This is a genomic window from Motilibacter rhizosphaerae (assembly GCF_004216915.1).
GTDB classification, from domain to species: domain Bacteria; phylum Actinomycetota; class Actinomycetes; order Motilibacterales; family Motilibacteraceae; genus Motilibacter; species Motilibacter rhizosphaerae.
On record NZ_SGXD01000001.1, the window covers coordinates 331,551 to 353,515 of the forward strand.

Genomic DNA, 21,965 nt, shown 5'->3' on the forward strand with positions numbered 1-21,965 from the left:
CACGCTAACCCGCTGCGCCGACAGCGCCCCCCGAGCGGTGCTCCCCCGGCGGCAGCCCCACCCGCAGCCCGACGAGGTGGAGCTCGAGGTGCCGCTCCCAGCTGCCGGGCGCCTCGTCCTCGGTGGTCTCGATGACCCCGCGCAGCGCCCAGAGCAGGAGCAGCACGTCGCGCAGCTCGACGCCCGGCCCGACCCGCCCGTGCTGCCGGGCCTGCGCGAGCAGCCGGTCGACCAGGGCGCGCACCTCCGCGGACTGCGCGGGCGAGCGGTGCGCGTCCCAGAGCCGGGCGAGGAAGCCCCGCCAGCTCGCGCAGGAGGCGGCCACCTCGCGCAGGAACGCCTCCAGCCCGGTCCCGTCGCCGCGGGCGAGCGCGCGCTCGGCGGCGTCGCGCACGGACTCGGCGATGTCGGCCACGAGAGCGTCGACGAGCGCCTCCTTGCTGGGGAAGCGCCGGTACAGCGTGCCCGTGCCCACCCCCGCCTCCGCGGCGATCGCGTCCATGCTGACGTCGAGCCCGTGCCGCCCGAGCAGCTCCCGTGCCGCGCTGAGGACGCGGCGGCGGTTCTCCGCCGCGTCCTTGCGCAGCGGTCGCTCCGCGCTCGGGGCCGTGGTCACTCCGGCTCGCTGCCCACGAGGGTGCCGGCCGCGACGATCCCGAGCTCGGCGTGCCGCTCCTCGACGACGGCGGGACGCGTACGCGGGATGAGCAGGGCGGCGACGGCGGCCGCCAGCGTGACGACGCCGAGGACGGCGAAGCCGTGGGTGTAGCCCGCCTCGCGCGGCAGCCCGTCGGGCCGCGCGCCCGAGGTGACGATGCTCGCCATGAGCGCGGCGCCGATGGACCCGCCGATGGTGCGGATGTTGGCGTTCATGCCGGAGGCGACGCCCGTCTGCTCCGCCGGCACCGCCTCGACGATGAGGCTCGACATCGCGGAGAACGCGAAGCCGAAGCCCACGCCCATGACGCCGGTCGCGACGCAGACCTGCCAGACGGAGTCGTGCGCGAAGGCGAGCAGCACGAAGGTCACGACCGCGACCGCCGGTCCGACGACGACGAGCGCCTTCGCGCCGAAGCGCGCGGCGAGCGGCCCGGAGGCGATGCCGACGATGAACATCGTCACGCTCGAGGGCAGCAGGATCAGCCCCGACTGCGTGATGCTCGAGCCGAAGCCGTAGCCCGCCGCGCTCGGCGTCTGGAGGAACTCGGGCAGGAAGCCGAACGTCGCGTACAGCCCCACGCCGACGAGCAGCGCGACCAGGTTGGTGGTCCACACGGCCGGGCGGCGCATCATGCGCATGTCGATGAGCGGCGCGGACGAGCGCGACTCCACCACGACCCAGGCGACGGCGAGGACGGCGGCCGCGACGAGCAGGCCGACGATCCGGCCCGAGCCCCAGCCCCAGGCGGTGCCCTGGCTCAGGGCGAGCAGCAGGCAGACGAGCCAGGCGGAGAGCAGGACGGCGGGGAGCAGGCTCACGCGGCCGGGCGTACGGACCGGCGACTCGGGCACGAGCAGCTTCGCGGCCACCGCGGCGAGCACCGTGACGACCAGCGGGATCCAGAACAGCCAGTGGTAGTCCAGCAGGTCGACGATCGGGCCGGCGAGCACGATGCCGAGCCCGGCACCGACCGCGAGCAGGGCGGCCAGCAGGCCGACGGCGCCAGCGACCTTCTCGCGGGGGAACTCGTCGCGCACGATGCCGAACGACAGCGGGAGCACGCCGCCGCCGAGGCCCTGGATCACGCGGGCCACGATCATGACGCCGATGCTCGAGGCGACCGCGGCGAGCAGCGAGCCGACCGCGAGGGCGACGAGGGTCGCGACGAGCATCCGCTCCTTGCCCACGCGGTCGCCGATGCGCCCGAGGATCGGGGTGGAGATCGACGCCGACAGGAGGTACGCGGTGAGCACCCACGTGACTGTCGCCTGGTCGGTGTGCAGGTCGTGCTGGATGGTCGAGAGGACCGGGGTGACCAGCGACTGGAGCAGCGCGTACGCGGCGACGGACGCCGCGAGCACGGCGAACGTGACCCAGTAGTGGGGGCTGGACGTGCTGGACGAGCTGCGACGGACGTCGCTGGACATGCGTGCCTCCTGAAGCGGACCCTCCGCTCCGCTTAGCGTAGCGGAGGCAGCGTCCTCTCCGTCGGGCCTCAGGCGATGAGCAGGCGGTCCGTCCCCGAACGGAGCAGCAGGCGCGGGACCGACGGGACGAGCAGGTGGGCGAGCCGGCCCCGCCAGGTCCGCCGCGGGGCGCCGACGACGACGACCGCCGCGCGCGTGCTCGCGGCGAGGCGCACGAGGGCCGGGCCGACCGGGCCCGTCTCCACGACGAACCGCCAGGGGACGTCCTCCAGCTCGAGCAGGCTGGCGAGCTCGTCCTCGATCTGGCGCGACACCTCGCGCTGCGCCTCGCCGAGCAGCGCACCCGCCCCCATCGAGCAGGCGAGGGCGGCGAGCGGCGACAGCGTGGGGACGTGGACCGCGAGGACCGAGCCCTCCATCCGCCGCGCGGCGCTCGCCGCGGCCAGCGCGGCGCACCGCGAGGCCCTGCTCCCGTCCACCCCGACGAGCACGACGGGCCCGCGCTCCCGCGCCGGTCCGGGCTCCGTGCTGCGACGCTGCAGCTCCTCCATGGTCCGCCTCCTGGCTCGCATGTCCCCGACCAGTGTGCGTCGCGAACCTGTGGATGACGAGCCCCACCCGCGCGGGCCAGACTGGCGCCGTGGAGCGGGTCCGGGCGAGCTACGACGCGGTCGCGGCTGCGTACGCAGCGGAGCTGTCCGACGAGCTGGCCCGCAAGCCGCTGGACCGCGCGATGCTCGCCGCGCTGGTCGAGCTGCGCGCGGGCGAGGGTCCGCTCGCCGACGTCGGCTGCGGTCCCGGGCACGTCGCGGCCCACCTCGCCGCGCTTGGCGCACCGGTCGTCGGTGTGGACCTCTCCCCCGCCATGGTCGCCGAGGCGCGGCGCCGCCACCCCGGGCTGTCCTTCGCGGTGGGCTCGCTGCTCGACCTGGCCGTCGCGGACGCCGGCTGGTCGGGGGCGGTGTGCGTGTACGCCGTCATCCACCTCGACCGCGCCGAGCGCGCAGCCGCGTACGCCGAGCTGGCGCGGGCGGTCGCGCCCGGCGGCCGGCTGCTCCTCGCGTTCCACGTGAGCGCCGCGGGCCAGCCGGCAGGCAGCGTGCTCCACGCCGACGAGCTGTTCGGCGTGCCGGTGGAGCTGGAGTTCCGCTACCTCGACCCCGACGACGAGACCGCCCTGCTGCTCGCCGCGGGGTGGGCGCTGGAGGCGCGGTTGGAGCGCGAGCCCGTACCGGGCGCGGAGCACGCGAGCCGGCGGGCGTACCTGCTGGCGCGGCGGGCCTAGCCGGATCAGGTCGAGTCGCGGACCACGAGCTGCGAGTCGTCGAAGCCGCCCAGCCGCATGTCGGGTACGCGGCCCTGCGCGTGATCATGCACATCTTGGGGGCGGCGAGCTGGGCATCCCGTCGGCCTCCCTCACCAGATGGGGGTGGTGCTGCCGGGGTCGCGGTCGATGGTGTGGCACGCCTTGATGGATGGCCGGTCGTCGGGTGGTCTCAGTTGGAAGAGCCCGGGCCGTTCGGGGTCGGGTTCGACGGTCCAGCCGTCCTCGTGCGCGAGGTGGTGGTGTCGCTTGCAGAACAGCACGTAGCTGCTCACGTCGGAGAGCCCGCCCTGCGACCACGGGATGACGTGGTGCGCTTCGAGCCGGACCCGGTCGCAGCCGGGGACGATGCACCCACCGTCCCGCGCTTTGAGCGCGGTGAGTTGGGCGTTCGTCACGAACCGCTTGGCGCGGCCCTCGGTGAGGGGGACGCCGAGCCTGTCGGTGAGCAGCGGGGTGATGATCGCGTCGCAGGTGAGCAGCTCGAGGGCTCGTGGGCCGAGCGAGCGGGTCAGGACCGAGGCGAGCGGGGAGCGGGCGGCCCACGCCGAGTCCTCCGACCGGATCGTCGCCACGTCGGCGATCAGCGTCAGCCGGGGGCGGGAGCCGTTGACCTCGGGCACGGTGTCGAGGTCGGCGACCAGGCCGATCGCGTCAGCGAGCGCGTCGTGCCGGCGCTGCGGCGCCGTCCGGTGATCGGGGGCGCCGTCGATGCCCGGGACCGGGGTGGCGAGGCCGGTGAGGACCTGCTCGAGCAGGTCCCCGAGCTCCGGGGCGAGCAGACCGGTCACGTGCCGCCACCCGTCCAGGCTCTTCGTGGTGGTGAAGGAGCGCTGCGCCAGCCGGCGCTGCTCCCGCTCCGCCGCGGACTCCCCGACACCGGCGGCCTCCGCCGCGGCCTGGACCAGGCGGGTCAGGTCGTCCGGGGTGTTGTCCCGGGCGAAGTCCACCAGCGTCTTCTCCAGGCGAGCCAGCTCGTCCGGGGTGTCGGCGAGGTAGCCGACCACCGGGGCGATCCGGCGGACGTGCTGCCACGACACCTCACCTCCGGCCAGTGCGTCCGCGGCGAGCGGCAGGGAGCGCAACGCCCGGGCGACGCGTACCCGCGCACGGGCATCGGCCTCACCGACGTGGGTGTGGTGCCGCAGCCACGACGCTGCCGTCACCGCGAAGTCCGAGCGGTGGGCCTGCCGGGAGTCGAACGCCTCCAGCACCTTCGCGTCAGCGGCGTCGAGCACCGCGCGGGTCGCGTGCAGCTCCTTCAGCAGCGGGCCCAGCTCCGGCAGGTCGACCTCGGACAGGTCAAGCGCGGCGAGTTCGGCAAGGCAGGCGCGGGCCTGCCGCACCAACTCGCCTGCCCCCGATCCCATGGCTGCATCATACTCGAACATGTGTTCGGATACAAGCAGAAAGCTCTGCCTGTCAGGCACTTCAACGGTGTAAGCGGCACCTGGAGCCGCTGCGCTAACCCAAGGTGTGCATGATCACCAAGGGAGGGGCGGTTCCTAGGGTGGTTGCACCAGTCGTTGAGCTGTGAGGCGGGTGCGTGGTGGCGGAGCGGTTGTCGTTCGATGAGCGGGTCGCGATCTCGGAGTTGGTGAAGCGGAGGCTGAGCTTCCGGGCGATCGGGGCGATCTTGGGCCGCGCGCACACGACGGTCGCTCGTGAGGTGAACGCTGACCGTGACCGGGCGGGCGCCTACCACCCGCGGCGGGCGAACGGTGGGGCGCGAGAGCGTGCCCGGCGCCCCAAGGTGCTGCGCCTCGAGGCCGACGACGAGCTGCGCGCGGAGGTCTCGCACTGGTTGCGGGCGGGTGCCTCACCGATGCAGGCATGCGGGCGGGTCGCCCCCGAGCACCCGGGGCAGTCACGATGGAAGGTGTCGCACTCCACCGTCTACAACGCCATCTACGTGCTGGGACGCGCCCGGATAAACGTCGAGCTCGACGTCGCGTTGCGGACCGGGCGGCTGCGCCGGATGTCGCGGGCCGCGACCCGGGCTGCCGGGGACACGCCGCGGTTCCTCGGCATGGTCGGGATCGCGGACCGCCCGGACGAGGTCGCCGGCCGAGCGGTCCCCGGGCACTGGGAGGGCGACCTGGTCGAGGGCAACCGGGCCTCGCGCTCGGCGATCATCACGCTGGTCGAGCGGCAGTCGCGCTACCTGATCACCTCGCTGCTCCCGCACGGCAAGACCAGCGAGCAGGTCATCACCGCGATCCAGGCGCGGATGCGGTCCCTCCCCGCTGACCTTCGCCGCACCCTGACCTGGGACCAGGGCAGCGAGATGGCACGTCACCTCGACCTCGCCCTCGACCCGCAGATCGAGGTCTACTTCTGCGACCCGCACTCCCCGTGGCAGCGGCCCACCAACGAGAACACCAACGGACTCATCCGCGAGTACTTCCCGAAGGGCACCGACTTCACGAAGGTCAGCGCCGAGGACCTCCAAGCCGCGACCGACCGGCTCAACGGCCGCCCCCGCAAAGTCCTCGACTTCCGCACCCCCGCCAAAGCGTTCGCTGAGCTAGTCACAGCCGCTGGTGCAACCACCGCTTGACCCCACGAGCGTGGGCGTGACGAGCGGCCGCCGGCGGCCTCGCGCACACCCCTCCCCGCCAGGAGCCGCTGCGGTACCCAGAATGTGCATGATCACCGCCGGAAGGGCGGGCGGGAGGAGCGGGCGCCGAGCGAGGAGTAGCGGCCTCGCGCACCCCCCCAGGATCTGCATGATCACGGGAAGAGGCGCGGGCGCATGCGCGCAGGGGTCAGGCGACGACCGGCTCGATGTCCCTCGTGCAGTACATGCAGACCGTGGCGTCGACCGGGATGAAGGACTTGCAGTGGTCGCACTCGCGGTTGCCCTGCGCGCCAGCGGCTTCGACGCCGGTGAGCCGCTTGATGAGCTTGACCAGCAGCAGGATCACCAGCGCGAGGAGCAGGAAGCTCACGAGGTCGGTGAGGAAGTCGCCGTAGGGGATGCGCGTCCCGCGGATCGAGCCGTGCAGCGAGTGGAAGCTCGGCTGGCCGAAGACGGCCGCGACGATCGGCAGGATGATGTGGTCGACGAGCGACTGCACGACCCCGGCGAAGGCCGCGCCGATGGCGATGCCGATCGCGATGTCGACGAGGTTGCCCCCGAACGCGAACGTCTTGAACTCGGTGAGCAGCTTGCGCACGAACGCCTCCAGCCGTAAGCGGAGCGCACCGTCGCGCTCTCCGGCCCGCACCCTAGGGGAGAGCGGCGCGGGCCGGAGCCGGAACGGAGGAGGTCACCCCGCCGAGACCGCAGCGTCCACGACGTCGAGCGCCGCGTCGAGCACCGCGAGCCCTTCGGCGAGCTCCTCCGGCGTCGCCGTGCAGGGCGGCACGACGTGCAGGCGGTGGTAGTTCGTGAACGGCAGGACCCCGCCGGCGAGGCAGGCCGCGACGAGCTCCCTCATCACCGGGCTGGTGCCGCCGTACGGCGCGACCGGTTCCTTCGTCTCCCTGTCACTGACGAGGTCGAGCGCCCAGAACACGCCGAGGCCACGGACCTCTCCGATGCTCGGGTGCTTCTCCGCCAGCGCGCGCAGGCCTGGGCCGAGGACGGTCTCCCCGAGCCGCGCGGCGTTCTCCACGATGCCCTCGTCGTGCATCGCGCCGATCGTCGCGACCGCGGCCGAGCACGCCAGCGGGTGGCCGGAGTACGTCAGCCCACCGGGGTACGCGCGGGTGCCGAACGTCGCCGCGATCTCCTCGCTGATGACGACGCCGCCGAGCGGGACGTAGCCGGAGTTGACGCCCTTGGCGAAGGTGATGAGGTCGGGGACGACGTCGAAGTGCTCGAAGGCGAACCACGCGCCGGTGCGGCCGAAGCCGGCCATCACCTCGTCGGCGATGTAGATGATGCCGTAGCGGTCGCAGATCTCCCGCACCCCGCGCAGGTATCCCGGCGGGGGCACCATGATGCCGGCGGTGCCGGGGATGCTCTCGAGCACGATCGCGGCGATCGTGTCCGGCCCCTCGAAGCGGATGAGATGCTCCAGGTGCTCCAGCGCGCGCTCGCACTCCTCCTGCTCCGTGGTGGCGTGGAACGCCGAGCGGTAGAGGAACGGGCCGAAGAAGTGCACGACCCCTGCGGATCCGTAGTCGTTCGCCCAGCGGCGCGGGTCTCCGGTGAGGTTGATCGCGGTACTCGTCCCACCGTGGTAGGACCGGTACTGCGCCAGCACCTTGACGCGCCCGGTGTGCAGCCGCGCCATCCGGACGGCGTTCTCGATGGCCTCGGCGCCGCCGTTGGTGAAGAACACCTTCTCCATGCCGTCGGGGGCGAGCTCGGCGATCAGCCGGGCCGCCTCGCTGCGCTGGTCGTTGGCGTGCTGCGGGGCGACCGTGCAGAGCCGGCCCGCCTGCTCCTGGATGGCGGCCACCACCTTCGGGTGCTGGTGTCCGATGTTGGTGTTGACCAGCTGGGAGGACAGGTCGAGCAGCCGGCGGCCGTCCCCGTCCCACACGTAGGACCCCTGGGCCGCCGTGATGACGAGCGGGGTGATGAGGTCCTGCGCCACCCACGAGTGGAAGACGTGCGCGCGGTCCATCGCGTACGTCCGGGCGGCGTCGGTGGTGACGAGCGCGTCGGTGGTCATGAGGCCAGCTCCCTTGCGACGTGGTACGCGTCGGCCTGGTCCCGGGGCCGGACGACGACGTGGTCGAGGTTGACGTGCCCGGGTCGGGTGACGGCGAACGTGATGAGCTCGGCGACGTCCTGCGCCTGCAGCGGAGTCATCCCCGCGTAGACCGCGTCGGCGCGCTCCTGGTCGCCGAGGCGCACGAGGGAGAACTCCGTCTCGACGAAGCCGGGCGCGATCTCGGTGACGCGCAGCGGCTCGCCCAGCAGCTCGAGGCGCAGGGTCTGGCACAGGGCGCGGACGCCGTGCTTGACCGCGGTGTAGCCGCCGCCCCCGCGGTAGGCCTGGAGGCCTGCGTGCGAGCCCACGACGACGACCGTCCCCGGCGCCGCGGGGGTCGCGGTCTTGCGGAGGGCGGGCAGGAGGGCGCGGTGCACGCGGGCGACGCCGATGACGTTGGCGTCGTACATCCACCGCCAGCCCTCGGGGTCGAAGTCCTCGACCGCGTCCATCCCGAGCGCGCCGCCCGCGGAGTGGACGACGACCGAGACCTCCTGGACGGCCTCGGCGAGGGCCGCGACCGAGGCCTCGTCGGTGACGTCGAGTGCGACCGCCCGCCCACCGACCTCGGCCGCGAGCTCGGCGCACCGCTCGACGCGACGAGCGGCCGCGACGGTCTCGTAGCCTGCCGCGGCCAGCGCGCGGACCGTCGCCGCGCCGATGCCGCTGCTCGCCCCCGTCACGACGGCGACGGGGCGTTCCTGCTTCCCCACAGGTGGTCCTTCCTCAGCTGACGGCGAGGCCGCGGTCGGCCATCACCGGGATGACGGAGTCGGCGTAGGCGTGCATCGTCTGCTCCTTGCCGTCGTGCTGGAGGTAGAGCGCGAACTGGTCGACTCCCAGGTCGCGCAGGTCGCGCAACCGCTCCAGGTGGTCGGACACGCTGCCCAGCAGGCAGAAGCGGTCGACGATCGCGTCGGGCACGAAGTCGGTGTGCGTGTTCCCGGCGCGCCCGTGCTCGTTGTAGTCGTAGCCCTGGCGGTCCTTGATGTAGTCGGTGAGCGCCGCGGGGACCGAGCCGTCGCTGCCGTAGCGGCCCACGAGGTCGGCGACGTGGTTGCCCACCATGCCGCCGAACCACCGGCACTGCTGGCGCATGTGGTCGAGGTCGTCACCGACGTACGCCGGTGCCGCCACGCAGATCTTCACCGACGCGGGATCGCGTCCCGCGGCCTCGGCCGCCTCGCGCACCGCTTTGATGGTCCACGCCGCGATGTCCGGGTCGGCGAGCTGGAGGATGAAGCCGTCGGCCACCTCCCCGGTGAGCTGCAGCGCCTTCGGCCCGTACGCCGCGACCCAGACCTGCGTCGCGTCCCGCTCCCCGGTCTGCACGGCCCACGGGAAGCGGATGGTGCGCCCGTTGTGCTCGACGCTGCGCCCGTTCGCGAGCTCGCGGATGACGTGCACGCTCTCGCGCAGCGTCTGCAGCGTGCTCGGCTTCCCGGCGAGGGTACGGACCGCCGAGTCGCCGCGGCCGATGCCGCAGATGGTGCGCGGTCCGTACATCTCGTTGAGGGTGGCGAACGACGAGGCGGTCACCGTCCAGTCGCGCGTGAGCGGGTTGGTCACCATCGGGCCGACGACGATCCGCCGGGTCGCGGCGAGCATCGCGGAGTAGACGACGTACGGCTCCTGCCACAGCAGGTGCGAGTCGAAGGTCCAGGCGTGCGTGAAGCCGGAGAGCTCCGCTTGCCGGACCAGCTCGACGACCCGGGCCGCCGGGGGGTTGTTCTGCAGGACGACACCGAAGTCCATGGGAGTTCCTTCCCTAGCGGAGGTACTGGGACAGGCCGCGGGGCACGTACGCGCCGCGCCGCTTGCGTCCCGTGAACGTGTCGCCGTCGCGCAGCACCTCGCCGCGCGCCATGACCGTGGTGACGCCGCCGCGCAGCTCGAACCCCTCGTAGGCCGAGTAGTCGATGTTCATGTGGTGCGTCTCGGCGCTGACCCGGGTCGTGGCCGCAGGGTCGTAGATGACGATGTCGGCATCGGACCCGGGCGCGACCACGCCCTTCTTCGGGTACATCCCGAACATCCGGGCCGGTGTCGTCGAGCAGGTCTCCACCCAGCGCTGCAGCGACAGCTTGCCGTCCGCCACGCCCTGGTGGACGAGGTCGAGCCGGTGCTCGACGCCACCCATGCCGTTGGGGATCTTGCTGAAGTCGCCCCGCCCCAGCTGCTTCTGGTCCTGGAAGCAGAACGGGCAGTGGTCGGTGGACACGACCGCCAGGTCGTCGGTGCGCAGGCCCTTCCACAGGTCCGCGGCGTGCGGCTCGTGCTTCGAGCGGAGGGGGGTCGAGCAGGCGTACTTCGCGCCCTCGAAGCTCCCGGCGCCCCCGGCACCGAGGTGGTCCTCGAGCGTGAGGTAGAGGTACTGCGGGCAGGTCTCCGCGAAGACGTTGGCCCCCGTCGTCCGTGCGGCCGCGATGCGCTCGAGCGCTTGGCTGGCCGACACGTGCACGACGTAGAGCGGCGTGCCGCCGGCGACCTCCGCGAGGGTGACCGCGCGGTTGACGGCCTCGGACTCCAGCAGCGGCGGCCGGGTGAGCCCGTGGAACACCGGGTCGGTTTCCCCGCGGGCCAGGGCCTGGCGCACGAGCTCGTCGATCGCCGTGCCGTTCTCGGCGTGCATCATGGTCATCGCACCGTTGCCGGAGGCGCGCTGCATCGCCCGCAGGATCTGCGCGTCATCCGAGAGGAAGACGCCCGGGTAGGCCATGAAGAGCTTGAAGCTCGTGATGCCCTCGTGGTCGACGAGCTGGTCCATCGCCTTGAGCGAGTCCTCGTCGACCCCGCCGAGGATCATGTGGAAGCCGTAGTCGACGTAGCAGTTGCCGGCGGCCTTCTGGTGCCAGGTGTCCAGGCACTCCTGGACGACCTGGCCCGTACGCTGCACGACGAAGTCGACGATCGTCGTCGTGCCGCCCCACGCCGCGGCGTACGTGCCGGTCTCGAAGGTGTCGGAGGCCTCGGTCCCGCCGAAGGGCATCTCCATGTGCGTGTGCACGTCGACACCGCCCGGCAGGACGTACTTCCCCGTCGCGTCGATCGTCCTGTCGACCGCGAGCTCGGCACCCGTCCCCGGAGCGAGCAGGGCGGCGACCGTCTCCCCGTCGACGAGGACGTCGGTCGGGACCGCGCCCGTGGTCGAGACGAGCGTGCCGCCGGTGATGAGCGTGCGGCTCACGGCTCCACCAGCTCTCCGTACGCGTCGGGCCGGCGGTCGCGGTAGAACTGCCAGTCGTTGCGGACCTTGCGGATCATCGAGAGGTCGATGTCGCGGATGAGCAGCTCCTCCTTCTCCGAGCTGCCCTTCTCCCCCACGAAGTTGCCCTGCGGGTCGACGACGTACGACGTGCCGTAGAAGTCGACCGCGTCGTCGCCGTACTCGTTGTCCTCGCGGCCCACGCGGTTGGGCACGGCCACGAAGTAGCCGTTGGCGGCGGCCGCCGTGGGCTGCTCGAGCTCCCACAGGCGGTTGGAGAGACCGGGCTTGGAGGCGTTGGGGTTGAACACGATCTCGGCGCCGTTGAGGCCGAGGACGCGCCAGCCCTCCGGGAAGTGGCGGTCGTAGCAGATCGTCACGCCGACCTTGCCCACCGCGGTCTGGAAGACCGGCCAGCCCGTGTTGCCCGGGCGGAAGTAGAACTTCTCCCAGAAGCGGTCCAGGTTGGGGATGTGGTGCTTGCGGTACTTGCCGAGCACGGTGCCGTCGGCGTCGACCACCACGGCGGTGTTGTAGTAGACGCCGGGCTGCTCCTCCTCGTAGATCGGGAGGACCATGACGAGGTGCAGCTCCGCGGCGAGCGCGGCGAAGCGCTGCACGATCGGACCGTCCGCCGGCTCGGCGAAGTCGTAGTACTTCGCGTCCTGCGTGATGCCGAAGTACGGGCCGTAGAACAGCTCCTGGAAGCAGATCACCTGGGCACCCTGCGCGGCGGCATCGCGCGCGAACTGCTCGTGCTTGTCGAGCATCTCCTCCTTGCTCCCCGGCCAGGTGGTCTGGCTCAGGGCGACACGCACGACAGTCATGGGTCCTCCTGGACTCGGTTGGTCATCTGGTGAGCTTGGGCAGCACCTCGGAGCCGAAGACCTCCATCCACTGCTCCTGGTTGCGCCCGACGTTGTGCAGGTAGACCCGGTCGATGCCGAGGTCGAGGAACTTCTGGATCTCGGCCCGGTGCTGGTCGGGGTCGGAGGAGATCACCATCCGGCCTGTGAAGTCCTCGGGCCGGACGAGCTGCGCCATCTGCTCGAAGTCGTAGGGCGAGCGGATGTCCTGCTTGGGGAACTTCATGCCGCCGTTGGGCCACTCGGCCATGGCGTTGGCCATCGCCTCCTCGTCCGTCGGCGCCCAGGACAGGTGGATCTGGAGCAGCTTGGGCATGGTGTCGGGGTCCTTGCCGACGGAGCGCGCACCCTCGGCGAACTTCTCCAGCACCCCGGCCACCTTCGCCTCCGGCGCGGCGACCGTGATGATCCCGTCGACGGTGGCGCCGGTGCGCTTGGCCGTGATCGGGCCGGCGGTGGCGACGTAGATGGGCGGCGCCACCTCCGGCATCGTCCACAGCCGGGTCTTGTGGAACTTGAAGTAGCGGCCGTCGTGCTTGACGTCCTTGCCGGTGAACAGCTTTTGGATGAGCTCGATGGCCTCGAACATCATCGTGATCCGCTCGGGGGCCTCCGGCCAGTAGGCCCCGAACATGTGCTCGTTGAGCGCCTCGCCCGAGCCCAGCCCGAGCCACATCCGCCCGGGGTAGAGCGCTTCGACCGTGGCCGCCGCCTGCGCCACCATCGCCGGGTGCATGCGGAACGACGGGCAGGCCACCCCCGTACCGAGGTCCCCCGTGGTGCGCTCGCCCAGGGCGGCGAGCATGCTCCAGACGAAGGACGCCTCCCCCTGCTGCGGCACCCACGGCTGGTAGTGGTCGGCCGCCATCGACCCGCGGAAGCCGTGCTGCTCGGCGAGCGCGGCGTGGCGGAGCGCCTCGGCAGGGGCGAACTGCTCGAGGGCGACAGCGAGGCCGACGTGCGCCTGGGTCATCGGAGCTCCTTGATCCTCGGACTGGACGGGACGTGCCCCGCCAGTCCAACAGACCCGGCCAGGGGTCGCTCGCCCTGGTCCCGCCCAGTATGGTCCTGCGCACCGTGGTGCCGCCGGCAGATCTCCATGAAGGCCTGCGCGCGCCGGGTGGGGCGTACGCCGTCGAGCGTGGCGAGCACGACGTCGATGGCGGGCACCTCCTCGGCGATGTCGAGGGCGACGACCTCGCCCCCGCTGTGCGTCTGCCCGTGGGGCAGCTTGCGGTTGAGCACGGCGTAGCCGTGGTGCCGGGCGACGAACGAGCGGACGGTCTCGTAGCCCGTCAGCCGGTGGCGCACCGAGGGCACGAGCCCGGCGCTGTGGAAGACGCGCAGCACGTAGTCGCGCGTCTCGGGGAGGTCGAGCAGGATGAGCGGCTCGGCCACGACGTCCTCGAGGCTCACCGGGCCGCCGAGCTCGGCGAGCCGGGACCCGGCGGCGACGAGGACGTGCGCGGGGACGGTCTCGAGCACCTCCTGGACGAAGCCGCCGCCCTCCCCCATGTCGTACATCAGCGCCAGCTCGCAGCGCCCGCCGAGCAGCGCCTCCCGGATCACGGCCTGGTCGCCCTCGACGAGGGAGACGTGGACCTCCGGGTGGCGCCGCTCGAACTCCCGCAGGATGTCGGGCACGCGCAGCGACGCGAGCGGCTCGTAGATCCCGACGACGAGCTCGCCGGCCACCGCGTCCTGGTCGTCGCGCAGGGCTCCGACCAGGACGTCGGCGTCCTCCAGCAGGGCGGGCGCCTCGCGCAGCAGCCGCCTGCCGGCCTCGGTCAGCGCGAGCCCGCGGCGCGGGACACGCCGGAAGAGCTGCACACCGAGCGAGGCCTCGAGCTGCGCCACCGCCGAGGAGAGGGCGGACTGGGTGACGGCGAGCTCCTCGGCCGCGGCCGTCATGCTGCCCAGCCGGGCCACCCGGCAGAAGTACCGCAGCTGCACCAGGGTGAAGCCCCTCGTCATCTCCCCTCCTCTCCCGCTCGACGGTGGCACTCGGCGTCGCTCAGCTGCCGCCGGGGTTGAGCGTCACGGAGATCGGCTTGAAGCCGGCTCCCGTGACGTCGACGCCCTCGCCCTTGAGCATCGTCAGGGCCTTCTCGACGTAGGTGTTGGTGTACGCGTCGGCGTCCGGGTCCTTCTTGATCACGGTCGCGCCGTCGGCGTTCTTCGTGCCCTTGGCGACCTGCACGGTCTGGTCCCAGGCCGCCTTGTCGATGACACCGGCGCCGGCCGGGGCCGGCCAGACGAGCTTGTTGACCTCGTTGACCTGCCACAGCTGGTGGCTGGCGCCGAGCTTCGAGCCCTTGGCCACGACGATGTCGCGGCACTTCTGCGGGTTGTCGCGGCAGAAGGCCCAGCCCTTGATACTGGCGGCGATGAACTTCACCGTGGTGTCCTGGTAGGCCGAGTCGCTCTTCAGCTTGGCCGTGTTGGCCCAGATCGCGTCCTGCAGCATCGCGGTGCCGACCGAGTTCCAGTTGACGACGTTGAGGTCGTCGGGGCTGTAGAGCTTGCCGGTCTTGGGGTTCTTCGCCTCGAGGACCTGGGCGTACTCGTTGTAGACCATCGCCTGGGCCGCGTCGATGTCGCCCTTGAGGAAGGCGTTCATGTCGAACTGCTGCTGGACGAGCTTGACGTCCTTGCTGGGGTCGAGCCCGGCCTTGGTGATGCCGGCGAAGAGCTCGAACTCGTTGCCGAAGCCCCAGTTGCCGACGGTCTTGCCCTTGAAGTCGGCGGGCGAGGTGATGCCCTTGTCCTTCATGCTGATCTGCAGGGTGCCCGAACGCTGGTAGATCTGCGCGACGTCGGTGATGCCGGCCCCCTGCTCGCGGGAGGCGAGCGCCTTCGGCACCCAGGCGATCGCGTAGTCCGCCTGGCCCTGCGCGAGGACGGTCTGCGGCACGATGTCGGTGCCGCCCTCGAGGATCTTCACGTCGAGGCCGGCGTCCTTGTAGTACCCCTGCTCCTGCGCGGCGAAGTAGCCCGCGAACTGGCCCTGGGTGAACCACTGCAGCTGCAGCTTCACCGGGGTGAGCTTGCCGCCCGAGGTGCCCGTGGAGGCCGCTGGCGCGGCGGAGCCCGAGGCGTCGGCCGGGGCCGAGGCCGGGCTCGAGCCGGCGGGTGCGGAGCTGGAGGTCGGGGCCTTGTCGCTCGACCCGCAGGCGGCGAGCGTCAGGGCGAGCGCGGACAGTGCCGCGGCAGAGGGCAGGATGCGGTGTCTCACAGTGCTTCTCCGATGCTGGCGAGGGACGGGTGGGGTCAGGAGGGGGTCGATGCGCGCCAGGGCACGGCGACGCGCTCGAGCACGAGGGCGACGACGTAGAACGCCAGGCCGAGCGCGCACGCCGCGGTGACGTACGCCCACGCCCGCGGGTAGGCGGTGTTCGCGGCGGCCGAGGTGATGCGCGCGCCGAGCCCGTCCTGCAGGCCGCCGAAGTACTCCGCGACGACGGCAGTGATGACCGAGAGCGCCGAGGCCAGCCGGACCCCGGTGAACGCGTGGGGCAGCGCGCCGGGGAGGCGCAGCGTCCGGGTCACCTGCCACGGGGACGCTGCGCACGAGCGCAGCACCTCCGCCTGCACCGGGTCGACGTCGCGCAGGCCCCGCAGGGTGTTGACGAAGACCGGGAAGAACACCACGACGGTGACGACGAGCCGGCGCGGGACCGAGCTCGTGGTGCCGAACATCGTGTTGAACATCGGCGCGAGCGCCACGATCGGCATCGCGTTCGCCGCGGCCGCCAGCGGGGCGAGCATGCCGTCCACCACGCTGAGCCGCGAGGCGACGAGCGCGACGAGGACGCCCAGCAGGGTGCCGGCGACGAGCCCGATGAGCGCGTTGGTGCCGGAAGCCTCTGCCGCGTCGAGGATCTCGCCGGCGAAGTCGTGCAGCGAGCTCGCGATCGCCTGCGGCCCGGGCAGGACGTACGGCGCGATGTCGAACGCGTCGACGACGACCTGCCACGCCACGAGGGCGCCGATGCCGGTGGCGATCGGCAGGAGGACCCGCCTCACCGGTCCTCCACCCCGCCGACCGGAGCGCCCCCGCCGCGCAGGGTCTCGCGGACGGCGGTGATGCCGGCGAAGAAGCGCGGGTCCTCACGCACCGACTCGTCGCGCTCGGCCAGGTCCACGGGCACGATGCCGGCGATGCGGCCCGGGCGGGCCGAGAGGACGACCACGCGCTGGGACAGGAAGACCGCCTCGGGGATCGAGTGGGTCACGAAGACGACCGTGGTCCCGGTCTCGGTGCCGATGCGCAGCAGCTCCGCCTGCATCCGCTCGCGGGTCATCTCGTCGAGCGCGCCGAACGGCTCGTCCATGAGGAGCAGCGGCGGCCGGGGCGCGAGAGCGCGGGCGATCGCGACGCGCTGCTGCATGCCGCCGGAGAGCTCGCCGGGACGGGCCTTCGCGAAGTCGGCGAGCCCGACCAGGTCGAGCAGCTCGGCGACGCGCTCGCGCCGCTCGGAGCGCTTGGTGCCGTGGACCTCCAGCGGGAGCTCGACGTTCCCGGCGACCGTCCGCCAGGGCAGCAGCCCAGCCGCCTGGAAGGCCATGCCGTAGTCCTGGTCCAGCCGCGCCTGGTGCGCCGGCTTGCCGTTGACGACGACCTCGCCGCGCGTCGGTGTGACCAGGTCGGCGATGACGCGCAGGAGCGTGGACTTCCCGCAGCCGGAGGGCCCGATCAGCGAGACGAGCTCGCCGCGGCCGATCTCGAGGTCGATGCCGTCGAGGGCGCGGACCTCCCCGCCGCGGGTCGCGAAGACCTGGTCGACGCCGCGGATGCTCACGGCCCCAGCAGGTGCTGCCGCGTGCGCGCCCGCCAGGCCGCTCGTGGTCGTCGAGGTCATCGGCGTCCTCCTCGGGAGTCGCGGTCGCCAGGGAGGGCGAGCTCCAGCAGCCCCGCCCCGGTGGTGAGGACGAGCCCGAGCAGCCCGGCCGCGAGCACCGCGGCGTACACCCGGGCGGGGTCGGTGCTCGCCTGCTGGGCGTAGGCGATGATCAGGCGCCCGATGCCGCCCTTGGTCCCCGTGCTGATCTCGGCGACGACGGCGCCGACGACGGACGCCGCTGCCGCGAGCCGGGCTGCCGGCACGAGGTACGGCACGGCCGCCGGCAGCCGGAGCCGCAGCAGCGTCTGGGCGGGCGTCGCGGCGATGCTGCGGAAGAGCTCCACCGAGGCGGCCGGGGCGGACTGCAGGCCGCGCAGCGCGCCGACCGCGACGGGGAAGAACGCGAGGTACGCCGCCACCACCGTCACCGACATCCACGGCTGCCAGCCGCCCGGGACGGGCAGGCTGCGACCGATCCCGACGACGAGCGGGGCCAGCGCGACGAGCGGGACGGTCTGGCTCAGCACGACGTACGGCAGCAGGCCCTCCTCGACCCACCGCAGCCGCTGCATGACGACGGCGAGCAGCAGGCCGACGAGCGCGCCGAGCAGGCAGCCCGCCACCGCGTACGCGCCGGTGCGGAGCAGTGCGCCGGCGATCGAGGAGCCGACGGAGGACGCGCCCGGCGCCGAGACCTCGGGGTCGCCCATCACCGCGAGCACGTGCCACACGTGGGGCATCGAGGAGTCGTCGGAGCGGGGCAGCACCGGCAGGCCCAGCACCGAGCCACCGTCGGCCGGCCCCACGGCCTTGTACGCCTCCCAACCGAGCGCCAGCGCCGCGACGCCGGCGACCCCGGAGGCCACCCGCGTCGCGCGCTCGGACCTGCTGCGGGGCAGCGAGATCGAGGCGACGGCAACAGTCTCGAGGGCGGCGTCGGTCATGGCGCGCATCCCCCTCCCGGTCGGGCGGACGGCTCGTCCGCAGGGCTCGACCTTGGAGCGGGATTGCGTCGACTGCGTTACGGCATGTTGCGGCGGGGTGACTGCTCGACGGCGCCAGAAGTGCCTATGAGCCAGCGCAAAACGGCGCAGAGGAGGGGTCTGGCCCGTGTCACGGCGACGTCACGGGCGCGCGGGGGACGGGTACCGCGCTACGCGGAGAAAGGCAGTGCTGCCAGCGACTCCTGCACCTTCGCCGGGTCAACCATCGATCTCCTCGATGGGACGCCCCGGAGCCATCGAGGAAGGTTGACAGCGAGCGCGCGGCACCGGCCGCGAGCGTGTTGCCGGGAGCGTACTGTGATGCGGATCACAGCACGCTGGGTCAGCCGGACTGCCGCACGACGAGCTCGGTCGGGAGCACGACCGAGGGCGGGGCCTGGCCGTCCCGCACGTGCGCGACGAGCGCCTCGATGGCGCACCGCGCCTGCTCCGCCGTGGGCTGGCGCACGGTGGTGAGCGGGGGCGTCGCGTAGGCCGCGACCTCCACGTCGTCGAACCCGATGACCGCCACGTCGTCGGGTACGCGGCGGCCGGCCGCCGACAGCGCCTTGAGCGCACCCACGGCCATCGTGTCGCTGGCCACGAAGACGGCGTCGAGGTCGGGGTGGTCCGCGAGCAGCGTGGTCATCGCCTGCTCGCCCGAGCTGCGGGTCCAGGCGCCGTGGGCGAGGCCGAGCAGCGGGACCCCCGCCTCGTCCAGCCCGCGGCGCAGGCCCTCGACGCGGTCCGCGGCGGCGGTCATGTCCACCGGCCCGCTGATGGCCGTGACCCGCGAGCGCCCGGTGGAGAGCAGGCGCTGCGCCGCGAGCCGTCCACCGCCGAGGTTGTCGGTGTCGACGACGCAGACCTCGTCGGGCAGCTCCATCGGGGGGCGCCCGCCGAAGACGAAGGGGATGCCCGCCGCCAGCAGCTGCCCCGGGAGCGGGTCGCCCGCGTGGACGGACACGAGCAGCGCGCCGTCGACGTGCCCCGAACGCACGTACGCGCCGACGGTCTCGTGCTCGGCGTCGTCGCTGGCCGCCATCACGACGAGGTGCAGGCCGCTGCCGGCGAGCGCGGAGCTCGCCGAGATGAGGAACGTGCTGAGGTACGGGTCGCTCACCCCGAACTCCACGGCCTCGCGCACGACCAGGGCGAGGGCTCCCGTCGAGCGCGTGGCCAGGCTGCGGGCGGTGCGGTTGGGGACGTACCCGAGCCGGGCGATGGCCGCCTCGACGGCGGCGCGGTGCTCCGGCGACACCGGGGCGGAGGAGTTGACGACTCGGGAGACGGTGGCGGGCGACACACCCGCGGCGGCCGCGACGGTGGCGAGGGTCGGCACCGCGGGACGTGCGCGTGCTCGCCCGGCCACCGCCACCCCTCCGCTCCCCGTCACCACGATGTGCCTCTGCGGCGAACCTACCGTCACGACGGCACGTCGTGGGTCCGCCCACGGCGCGCTCGCGCAGATCGCCGGACTGGCCGCTGGGACCGTGGAGGCCTTCCCCGAGGACGTGGAGGGACGGCGCGTCTCCGGCTCCTTCCTGCACGGCGGCACGACGGCGATGTTCGAGCAGCGCGGCTTCGCCCGTGTCCACCCCCTGGGCACGCACCACTGGCTGATGACCGCGACACTGCGGCCCGCGCCCTGACCTGGTAGTCCTGTCGTCATGCCGACGACCGGACCGCTGGAGCAGCTGGGGTTCCTCACCATCGGGGTGTTCGACCCCGACGACCCGGCGCGCGGTCACGAGACGACGCTGCGGGTCATCGAGCTCGGCGAGCAGCTCGGCTTCGACAGCGCCTGGCTGCGCCACCGCCACCTCCAGCACGGGATCTCCTCGCCCGTCGCCGTGCTCGCCGCCGCGTCGCAGCGCACCACCCGCATCGGGCTCGGCACCGCGGTGACGCCGCTCGGCTGGGAGAACCCGCTGCGGCTGGCCGAGGACCTTGCGACCGTCGACGTCCTCTCCGGCGGCCGGCTCAACCCCGGCCTCAGCGTCGGCACCCCGATGCGCTGGGACGACGTCAAGGACGCGCTCTACCCCGACACCGCGGAGGTCGAGGACTTCAGCCACGAGCGGGTCGCCCGGTTCCTCCGGCTCGTCGGCGGCGAGCCCGCGAGCGGCTTCGAGGGCACGCAGGGCTTCGAGGTGTTCTCCCGCCGCGTCCAGCCGCACTCACCGGGCCTCCGCGACCGGATCTGGTACGGCGCCGCCGGCACCCCCTCGGCCGTGTGGGCCGGCGAGAACAGCTTGTCACTGGTGACGTCCAGCGTGCTGCGCGCCGAGCCGGAGACCGGGCCGTGGGACTTCGCCGAGCTGCAGGCCGCGCAGATCAGGGCCTTCCGCGCCGCGCACCCCCTGGGCGACGCCGCCAGGGTCTCGCAGGGGCTCGTCGTGATCCCCACCGACTCTGCTTCCCCTGCCCAGCAGGAGAAGTACGCCGCCTACGCCGCGGCGCGGACACCGCGTACGCGGGAGCCGCAGGGCCCGGGGCGCCTGCTCTTCGCCCGCGACCTCGTCGGGCCGGCCGAGCAGATCGCCGACGAGCTCCGCGCGCACGCGGGCTTCCGCGAGGTGCGCGAGGTCGCCTTCGCCCTGCCGTTCAGCTTCGAGGAGGAGGACTACGTCCAGATCCTCACTGACATCGCCACGCGGCTGGGCCCGGCGCTGGGGTGGAGCCCGAAGGACTAGCTGCCAGGGCACTGCACCATCAGGGAGAACGGCGCGTTCACGTAGGCGCCAGTGATGCTCTGGGCGTCCACGAAGAACCCCTTCGGCTTCTGGTAGAGGCCCGCCACGCCGAGGACGGCCTCCGCCGGGGATCCCAGGAGCGCCGGGCTCGCCAGGCCGACCACGGGGATGCAGGTCGTGACGTCGAACGGGAACACGACGTCGTACTGGCCCTTGCCCTCGGCCACGACCGTGACCGGCACGGTGGAGCGGGCCACGACACCCGTCCCGTCGACGATCACGGAGTAGACGTCGAGGGGCCCGGCCGGCCCTCGCGGACCGGTCGCGCCGGTCGCGCCGGTCGCGCCTGTCGCTCCCGTCGGGCCGGCCGGCCCCGTCGCCCCCGTCGCGCCCGCCGGCCCCTGCGGACCCGCTGGTCCCTGCGCGCCGGGCAGGCCCGGCTCGCCGGCCACCACCTGCGGGGGTGCACCGACGGCCATGTACGTCGCCCCCTTGGCGCACTTCCCGCGCACGGGCAGGACGAGGGCCCTAGTCGTCGCGACGGCACACACCGCGGACACGCGCGGAGTGGCCCTGGTCGCAGCGGCGGCCGCGCCGGCACCCGCGGAGAGGAGGACGAGGGACGTGGTGGCGGCCACTGCCGCGGTCAGGCGCATGCCCTCACCGTGGCGCCCCGCGTCTCGACCGGGAAGGTGCTGAACGGGCAGACCAGGCGTCAGGAGCCGGTCAGCCCACGGAGCTCGGCCAGCGTGGTGCGCAGGCAGCCGCGCAGGTCCTCGCCCTGGCCGGCCACCCAGCGGTCGAAGGCCACCCGGAAGACCGTGCCGCCCGTCTCCGCAGCGAGCAGGGCGGCTGGCGCGGCGACCCCGCGCTCCTGGAGCGCGGCCGCGGCCGCCGAGGTGAGGCCGGCGAGCTTGAGCAGCTCGCGCTCCTGCAGGCCGGGAGTGGCGGCGATGACGCGCGAGCGCTGCGCGCTGTGCTCCCGCCCGCCCTCGAGCAGCTCCGCCGCCCGCTCGTACGCGGTGGCGACGACGTCGACCGGCGGCGTGCCGGGCTCCGCTCCCGAGATGGCGCTGACCAGGACGTCCTGGAGGTGCTGCGACCCGTCGAAGAGCACCTCGCGCTTGTCGGCGAAGTGCCGGAAGAAGGTCCGCTCGGTCACCCCGGCGCGCTCGGCGATGTCGCCCACCGTCGTCTGCTCGAAGCCGCGCTCGACGTACAGCTCGAGCGCCGCCTCGGCGAGGCGGCCGCGTGCGCCGGGTGCCCATCGTCCCACGCCGCCATCCTAG

At 72.9% G+C, this 21,965-nt stretch carries 23 protein-coding genes; 4 read left to right on the forward strand and 19 right to left on the reverse strand.

All coding sequences use genetic code 11. The features are described from left to right. Positions 1-4 precede the first annotated feature (4 nt). From EV189_RS01525 to EV189_RS01535, 3 genes are all read right to left on the reverse strand, one after another. The gene (locus EV189_RS01525) at positions 5-616 is read right to left on the reverse strand and encodes a TetR/AcrR family transcriptional regulator (protein ID WP_130491183.1); all 612 of its coding nucleotides are present in this window, start codon (positions 614-616) and stop codon (positions 5-7) included. Then, positions 613-2,088 carry an MFS transporter gene (locus EV189_RS01530; protein ID WP_130491184.1) on the reverse strand — a complete coding sequence of 492 codons (1,476 nt, stop codon included), beginning with the start codon at positions 2,086-2,088 and terminating at the stop codon, positions 613-615. Before EV189_RS01530 ends, EV189_RS01525 begins: the two co-directional genes overlap by 4 nt. Positions 2,089-2,156: 68 nt before the next feature. Continuing rightward, entirely contained in the window at positions 2,157-2,639 is a 483-nt protein-coding gene (locus EV189_RS01535) for a universal stress protein (RefSeq protein ID WP_165400069.1), read from the reverse strand. An 89-nt stretch (positions 2,640-2,728) separates the two neighbouring features. Here EV189_RS01535 and EV189_RS01540 point away from each other — a divergent pair, with 89 nt between their 5' ends. Further along, complete coding sequence (locus EV189_RS01540) at positions 2,729-3,373, forward strand: class I SAM-dependent methyltransferase (RefSeq protein WP_231115966.1); 645 nt, start codon at positions 2,729-2,731, stop codon at positions 3,371-3,373. 131 nt (positions 3,374-3,504) lie between these two features. Here the strand turns inward: EV189_RS01540 and EV189_RS01545 are convergent, their stop codons facing one another. Beyond that, the gene (locus EV189_RS01545) at positions 3,505-4,782 is read right to left on the reverse strand and encodes an HNH endonuclease signature motif containing protein (RefSeq protein ID WP_165400070.1); all 1,278 of its coding nucleotides are present in this window, start codon (positions 4,780-4,782) and stop codon (positions 3,505-3,507) included. A 179-nt stretch (positions 4,783-4,961) separates the two neighbouring features. Between EV189_RS01545 and EV189_RS01550 the strand changes: the two genes are divergently transcribed. Continuing rightward, entirely contained in the window at positions 4,962-5,972 is a 1,011-nt protein-coding gene (locus EV189_RS01550; RefSeq protein ID WP_407938103.1) for an IS30 family transposase, read from the forward strand. Between the two features lie 208 nt (positions 5,973-6,180). Here the strand turns inward: EV189_RS01550 and mscL are convergent, their stop codons facing one another. From mscL to EV189_RS01615, 13 genes are all read right to left on the reverse strand, one after another. Next, positions 6,181-6,591, reverse strand: coding sequence for a large conductance mechanosensitive channel protein MscL (gene mscL / locus EV189_RS01555; protein WP_130491189.1), 411 nt, complete (start codon positions 6,589-6,591; stop codon positions 6,181-6,183). 93 nt (positions 6,592-6,684) lie between these two features. Beyond that, a complete protein-coding gene (locus tag EV189_RS01560; protein WP_130491190.1) occupies positions 6,685-8,040 on the reverse strand; it encodes an aspartate aminotransferase family protein in 1,356 nt (451 codons plus the stop codon). Beyond that, positions 8,037-8,795, reverse strand: a complete 759-nt coding sequence (locus tag EV189_RS01565; RefSeq protein WP_130491191.1) for an SDR family NAD(P)-dependent oxidoreductase — start codon at positions 8,793-8,795, stop codon at positions 8,037-8,039. The genes EV189_RS01560 and EV189_RS01565 overlap by 4 nt, the downstream gene beginning before the upstream one ends. Positions 8,796-8,808: 13 nt before the next feature. Then, the gene (locus tag EV189_RS01570; RefSeq protein WP_130491192.1) at positions 8,809-9,837 is read right to left on the reverse strand and encodes a TIGR03842 family LLM class F420-dependent oxidoreductase; all 1,029 of its coding nucleotides are present in this window, start codon (positions 9,835-9,837) and stop codon (positions 8,809-8,811) included. A gap of 13 nt (positions 9,838-9,850) precedes the next feature. Beyond that, a complete protein-coding gene (gene hydA / locus EV189_RS01575; protein WP_130491193.1) occupies positions 9,851-11,269 on the reverse strand; it encodes a dihydropyrimidinase in 1,419 nt (472 codons plus the stop codon). Next, the gene (locus EV189_RS01580; protein WP_130491194.1) at positions 11,266-12,114 is read right to left on the reverse strand and encodes a nitrilase-related carbon-nitrogen hydrolase; all 849 of its coding nucleotides are present in this window, start codon (positions 12,112-12,114) and stop codon (positions 11,266-11,268) included. Before EV189_RS01580 ends, hydA begins: the two co-directional genes overlap by 4 nt. Before the next feature lie 22 nt (positions 12,115-12,136). After that, positions 12,137-13,126 carry a TIGR03557 family F420-dependent LLM class oxidoreductase gene (locus EV189_RS01585; RefSeq protein WP_130491195.1) on the reverse strand — a complete coding sequence of 330 codons (990 nt, stop codon included), beginning with the start codon at positions 13,124-13,126 and terminating at the stop codon, positions 12,137-12,139. Further along, a complete protein-coding gene (locus EV189_RS01590) occupies positions 13,123-14,127 on the reverse strand; it encodes a LysR family transcriptional regulator (protein WP_130491196.1) in 1,005 nt (334 codons plus the stop codon). Before EV189_RS01590 ends, EV189_RS01585 begins: the two co-directional genes overlap by 4 nt. A gap of 40 nt (positions 14,128-14,167) precedes the next feature. Beyond that, entirely contained in the window at positions 14,168-15,388 is a 1,221-nt protein-coding gene (locus EV189_RS01595; protein ID WP_130491197.1) for an ABC transporter substrate-binding protein, read from the reverse strand. A 35-nt stretch (positions 15,389-15,423) separates the two neighbouring features. After that, positions 15,424-16,179, reverse strand: a complete 756-nt coding sequence (locus tag EV189_RS01600; RefSeq protein WP_130491198.1) for an ABC transporter permease — start codon at positions 16,177-16,179, stop codon at positions 15,424-15,426. Beyond that, complete coding sequence (locus EV189_RS01605; protein ID WP_130491199.1) at positions 16,176-17,015, reverse strand: ABC transporter ATP-binding protein; 840 nt, start codon at positions 17,013-17,015, stop codon at positions 16,176-16,178. Before EV189_RS01605 ends, EV189_RS01600 begins: the two co-directional genes overlap by 4 nt. Continuing rightward, entirely contained in the window at positions 17,012-17,941 is a 930-nt protein-coding gene (locus EV189_RS01610) for an ABC transporter permease (protein WP_130491200.1), read from the reverse strand. Before EV189_RS01610 ends, EV189_RS01605 begins: the two co-directional genes overlap by 4 nt. Before the next feature lie 382 nt (positions 17,942-18,323). Next, positions 18,324-19,322 carry a LacI family DNA-binding transcriptional regulator gene (locus tag EV189_RS01615; protein WP_231115967.1) on the reverse strand — a complete coding sequence of 333 codons (999 nt, stop codon included), beginning with the start codon at positions 19,320-19,322 and terminating at the stop codon, positions 18,324-18,326. Positions 19,323-19,473: 151 nt separating this feature from the next. On the opposite strand from EV189_RS01615, the gene EV189_RS20525 reads away from it, so the two are divergent. Continuing rightward, complete coding sequence (locus EV189_RS20525; protein ID WP_231115968.1) at positions 19,474-19,632, forward strand: hypothetical protein; 159 nt, start codon at positions 19,474-19,476, stop codon at positions 19,630-19,632. An 18-nt stretch (positions 19,633-19,650) separates the two neighbouring features. Further along, positions 19,651-20,676, forward strand: coding sequence for an LLM class flavin-dependent oxidoreductase (locus EV189_RS01620; protein ID WP_130491202.1), 1,026 nt, complete (start codon positions 19,651-19,653; stop codon positions 20,674-20,676). On the opposite strand, the gene EV189_RS20530 is transcribed toward EV189_RS01620, so the two are convergent. Together EV189_RS20530 and EV189_RS01630 are read right to left on the reverse strand one after the other, a co-directional pair. Beyond that, positions 20,673-21,332 carry a hypothetical protein gene (locus tag EV189_RS20530; protein ID WP_130491203.1) on the reverse strand — a complete coding sequence of 220 codons (660 nt, stop codon included), beginning with the start codon at positions 21,330-21,332 and terminating at the stop codon, positions 20,673-20,675. The genes EV189_RS01620 and EV189_RS20530 overlap by 4 nt on opposite strands. A gap of 59 nt (positions 21,333-21,391) precedes the next feature. Further along, complete coding sequence (locus EV189_RS01630; protein WP_130491204.1) at positions 21,392-21,952, reverse strand: TetR family transcriptional regulator; 561 nt, start codon at positions 21,950-21,952, stop codon at positions 21,392-21,394. Between the last annotated feature and the right edge of the window lie 13 nt (positions 21,953-21,965).

What these genes read in the sequence shown, in the direction of transcription:
- EV189_RS01585 (WP_130491195.1), bottom strand. Translation starts at nt 13,126, where the DNA reads ATGACCCAGGCGCACGTCGGCCTCGCTGTCGCCCTCGAGCAGTTCGCC.
- EV189_RS01570 (WP_130491192.1), bottom strand. Translation starts at nt 9,837, where the DNA reads ATGGACTTCGGTGTCGTCCTGCAGAACAACCCCCCGGCGGCCCGGGTC.
- EV189_RS20530 (WP_130491203.1), bottom strand. Translation starts at nt 21,332, where the DNA reads ATGCGCCTGACCGCGGCAGTGGCCGCCACCACGTCCCTCGTCCTCCTC.
- EV189_RS01605 (WP_130491199.1), bottom strand. Translation starts at nt 17,015, where the DNA reads ATGACCTCGACGACCACGAGCGGCCTGGCGGGCGCGCACGCGGCAGCA.
- EV189_RS01530 (WP_130491184.1), bottom strand. Translation starts at nt 2,088, where the DNA reads ATGTCCAGCGACGTCCGTCGCAGCTCGTCCAGCACGTCCAGCCCCCAC.
- EV189_RS01545 (WP_165400070.1), bottom strand. Translation starts at nt 4,782, where the DNA reads ATGGGATCGGGGGCAGGCGAGTTGGTGCGGCAGGCCCGCGCCTGCCTT.
- EV189_RS01535 (WP_165400069.1), bottom strand. Translation starts at nt 2,639, where the DNA reads ATGGAGGAGCTGCAGCGTCGCAGCACGGAGCCCGGACCGGCGCGGGAG.
- EV189_RS01610 (WP_130491200.1), bottom strand. Translation starts at nt 17,941, where the DNA reads ATGACCGACGCCGCCCTCGAGACTGTTGCCGTCGCCTCGATCTCGCTG.
- EV189_RS01580 (WP_130491194.1), bottom strand. Translation starts at nt 12,114, where the DNA reads ATGACTGTCGTGCGTGTCGCCCTGAGCCAGACCACCTGGCCGGGGAGC.
- EV189_RS01620 (WP_130491202.1), top strand. Translation starts at nt 19,651, where the DNA reads ATGCCGACGACCGGACCGCTGGAGCAGCTGGGGTTCCTCACCATCGGG.
- EV189_RS01560 (WP_130491190.1), bottom strand. Translation starts at nt 8,040, where the DNA reads ATGACCACCGACGCGCTCGTCACCACCGACGCCGCCCGGACGTACGCG.
- EV189_RS01590 (WP_130491196.1), bottom strand. Translation starts at nt 14,127, where the DNA reads ATGACGAGGGGCTTCACCCTGGTGCAGCTGCGGTACTTCTGCCGGGTG.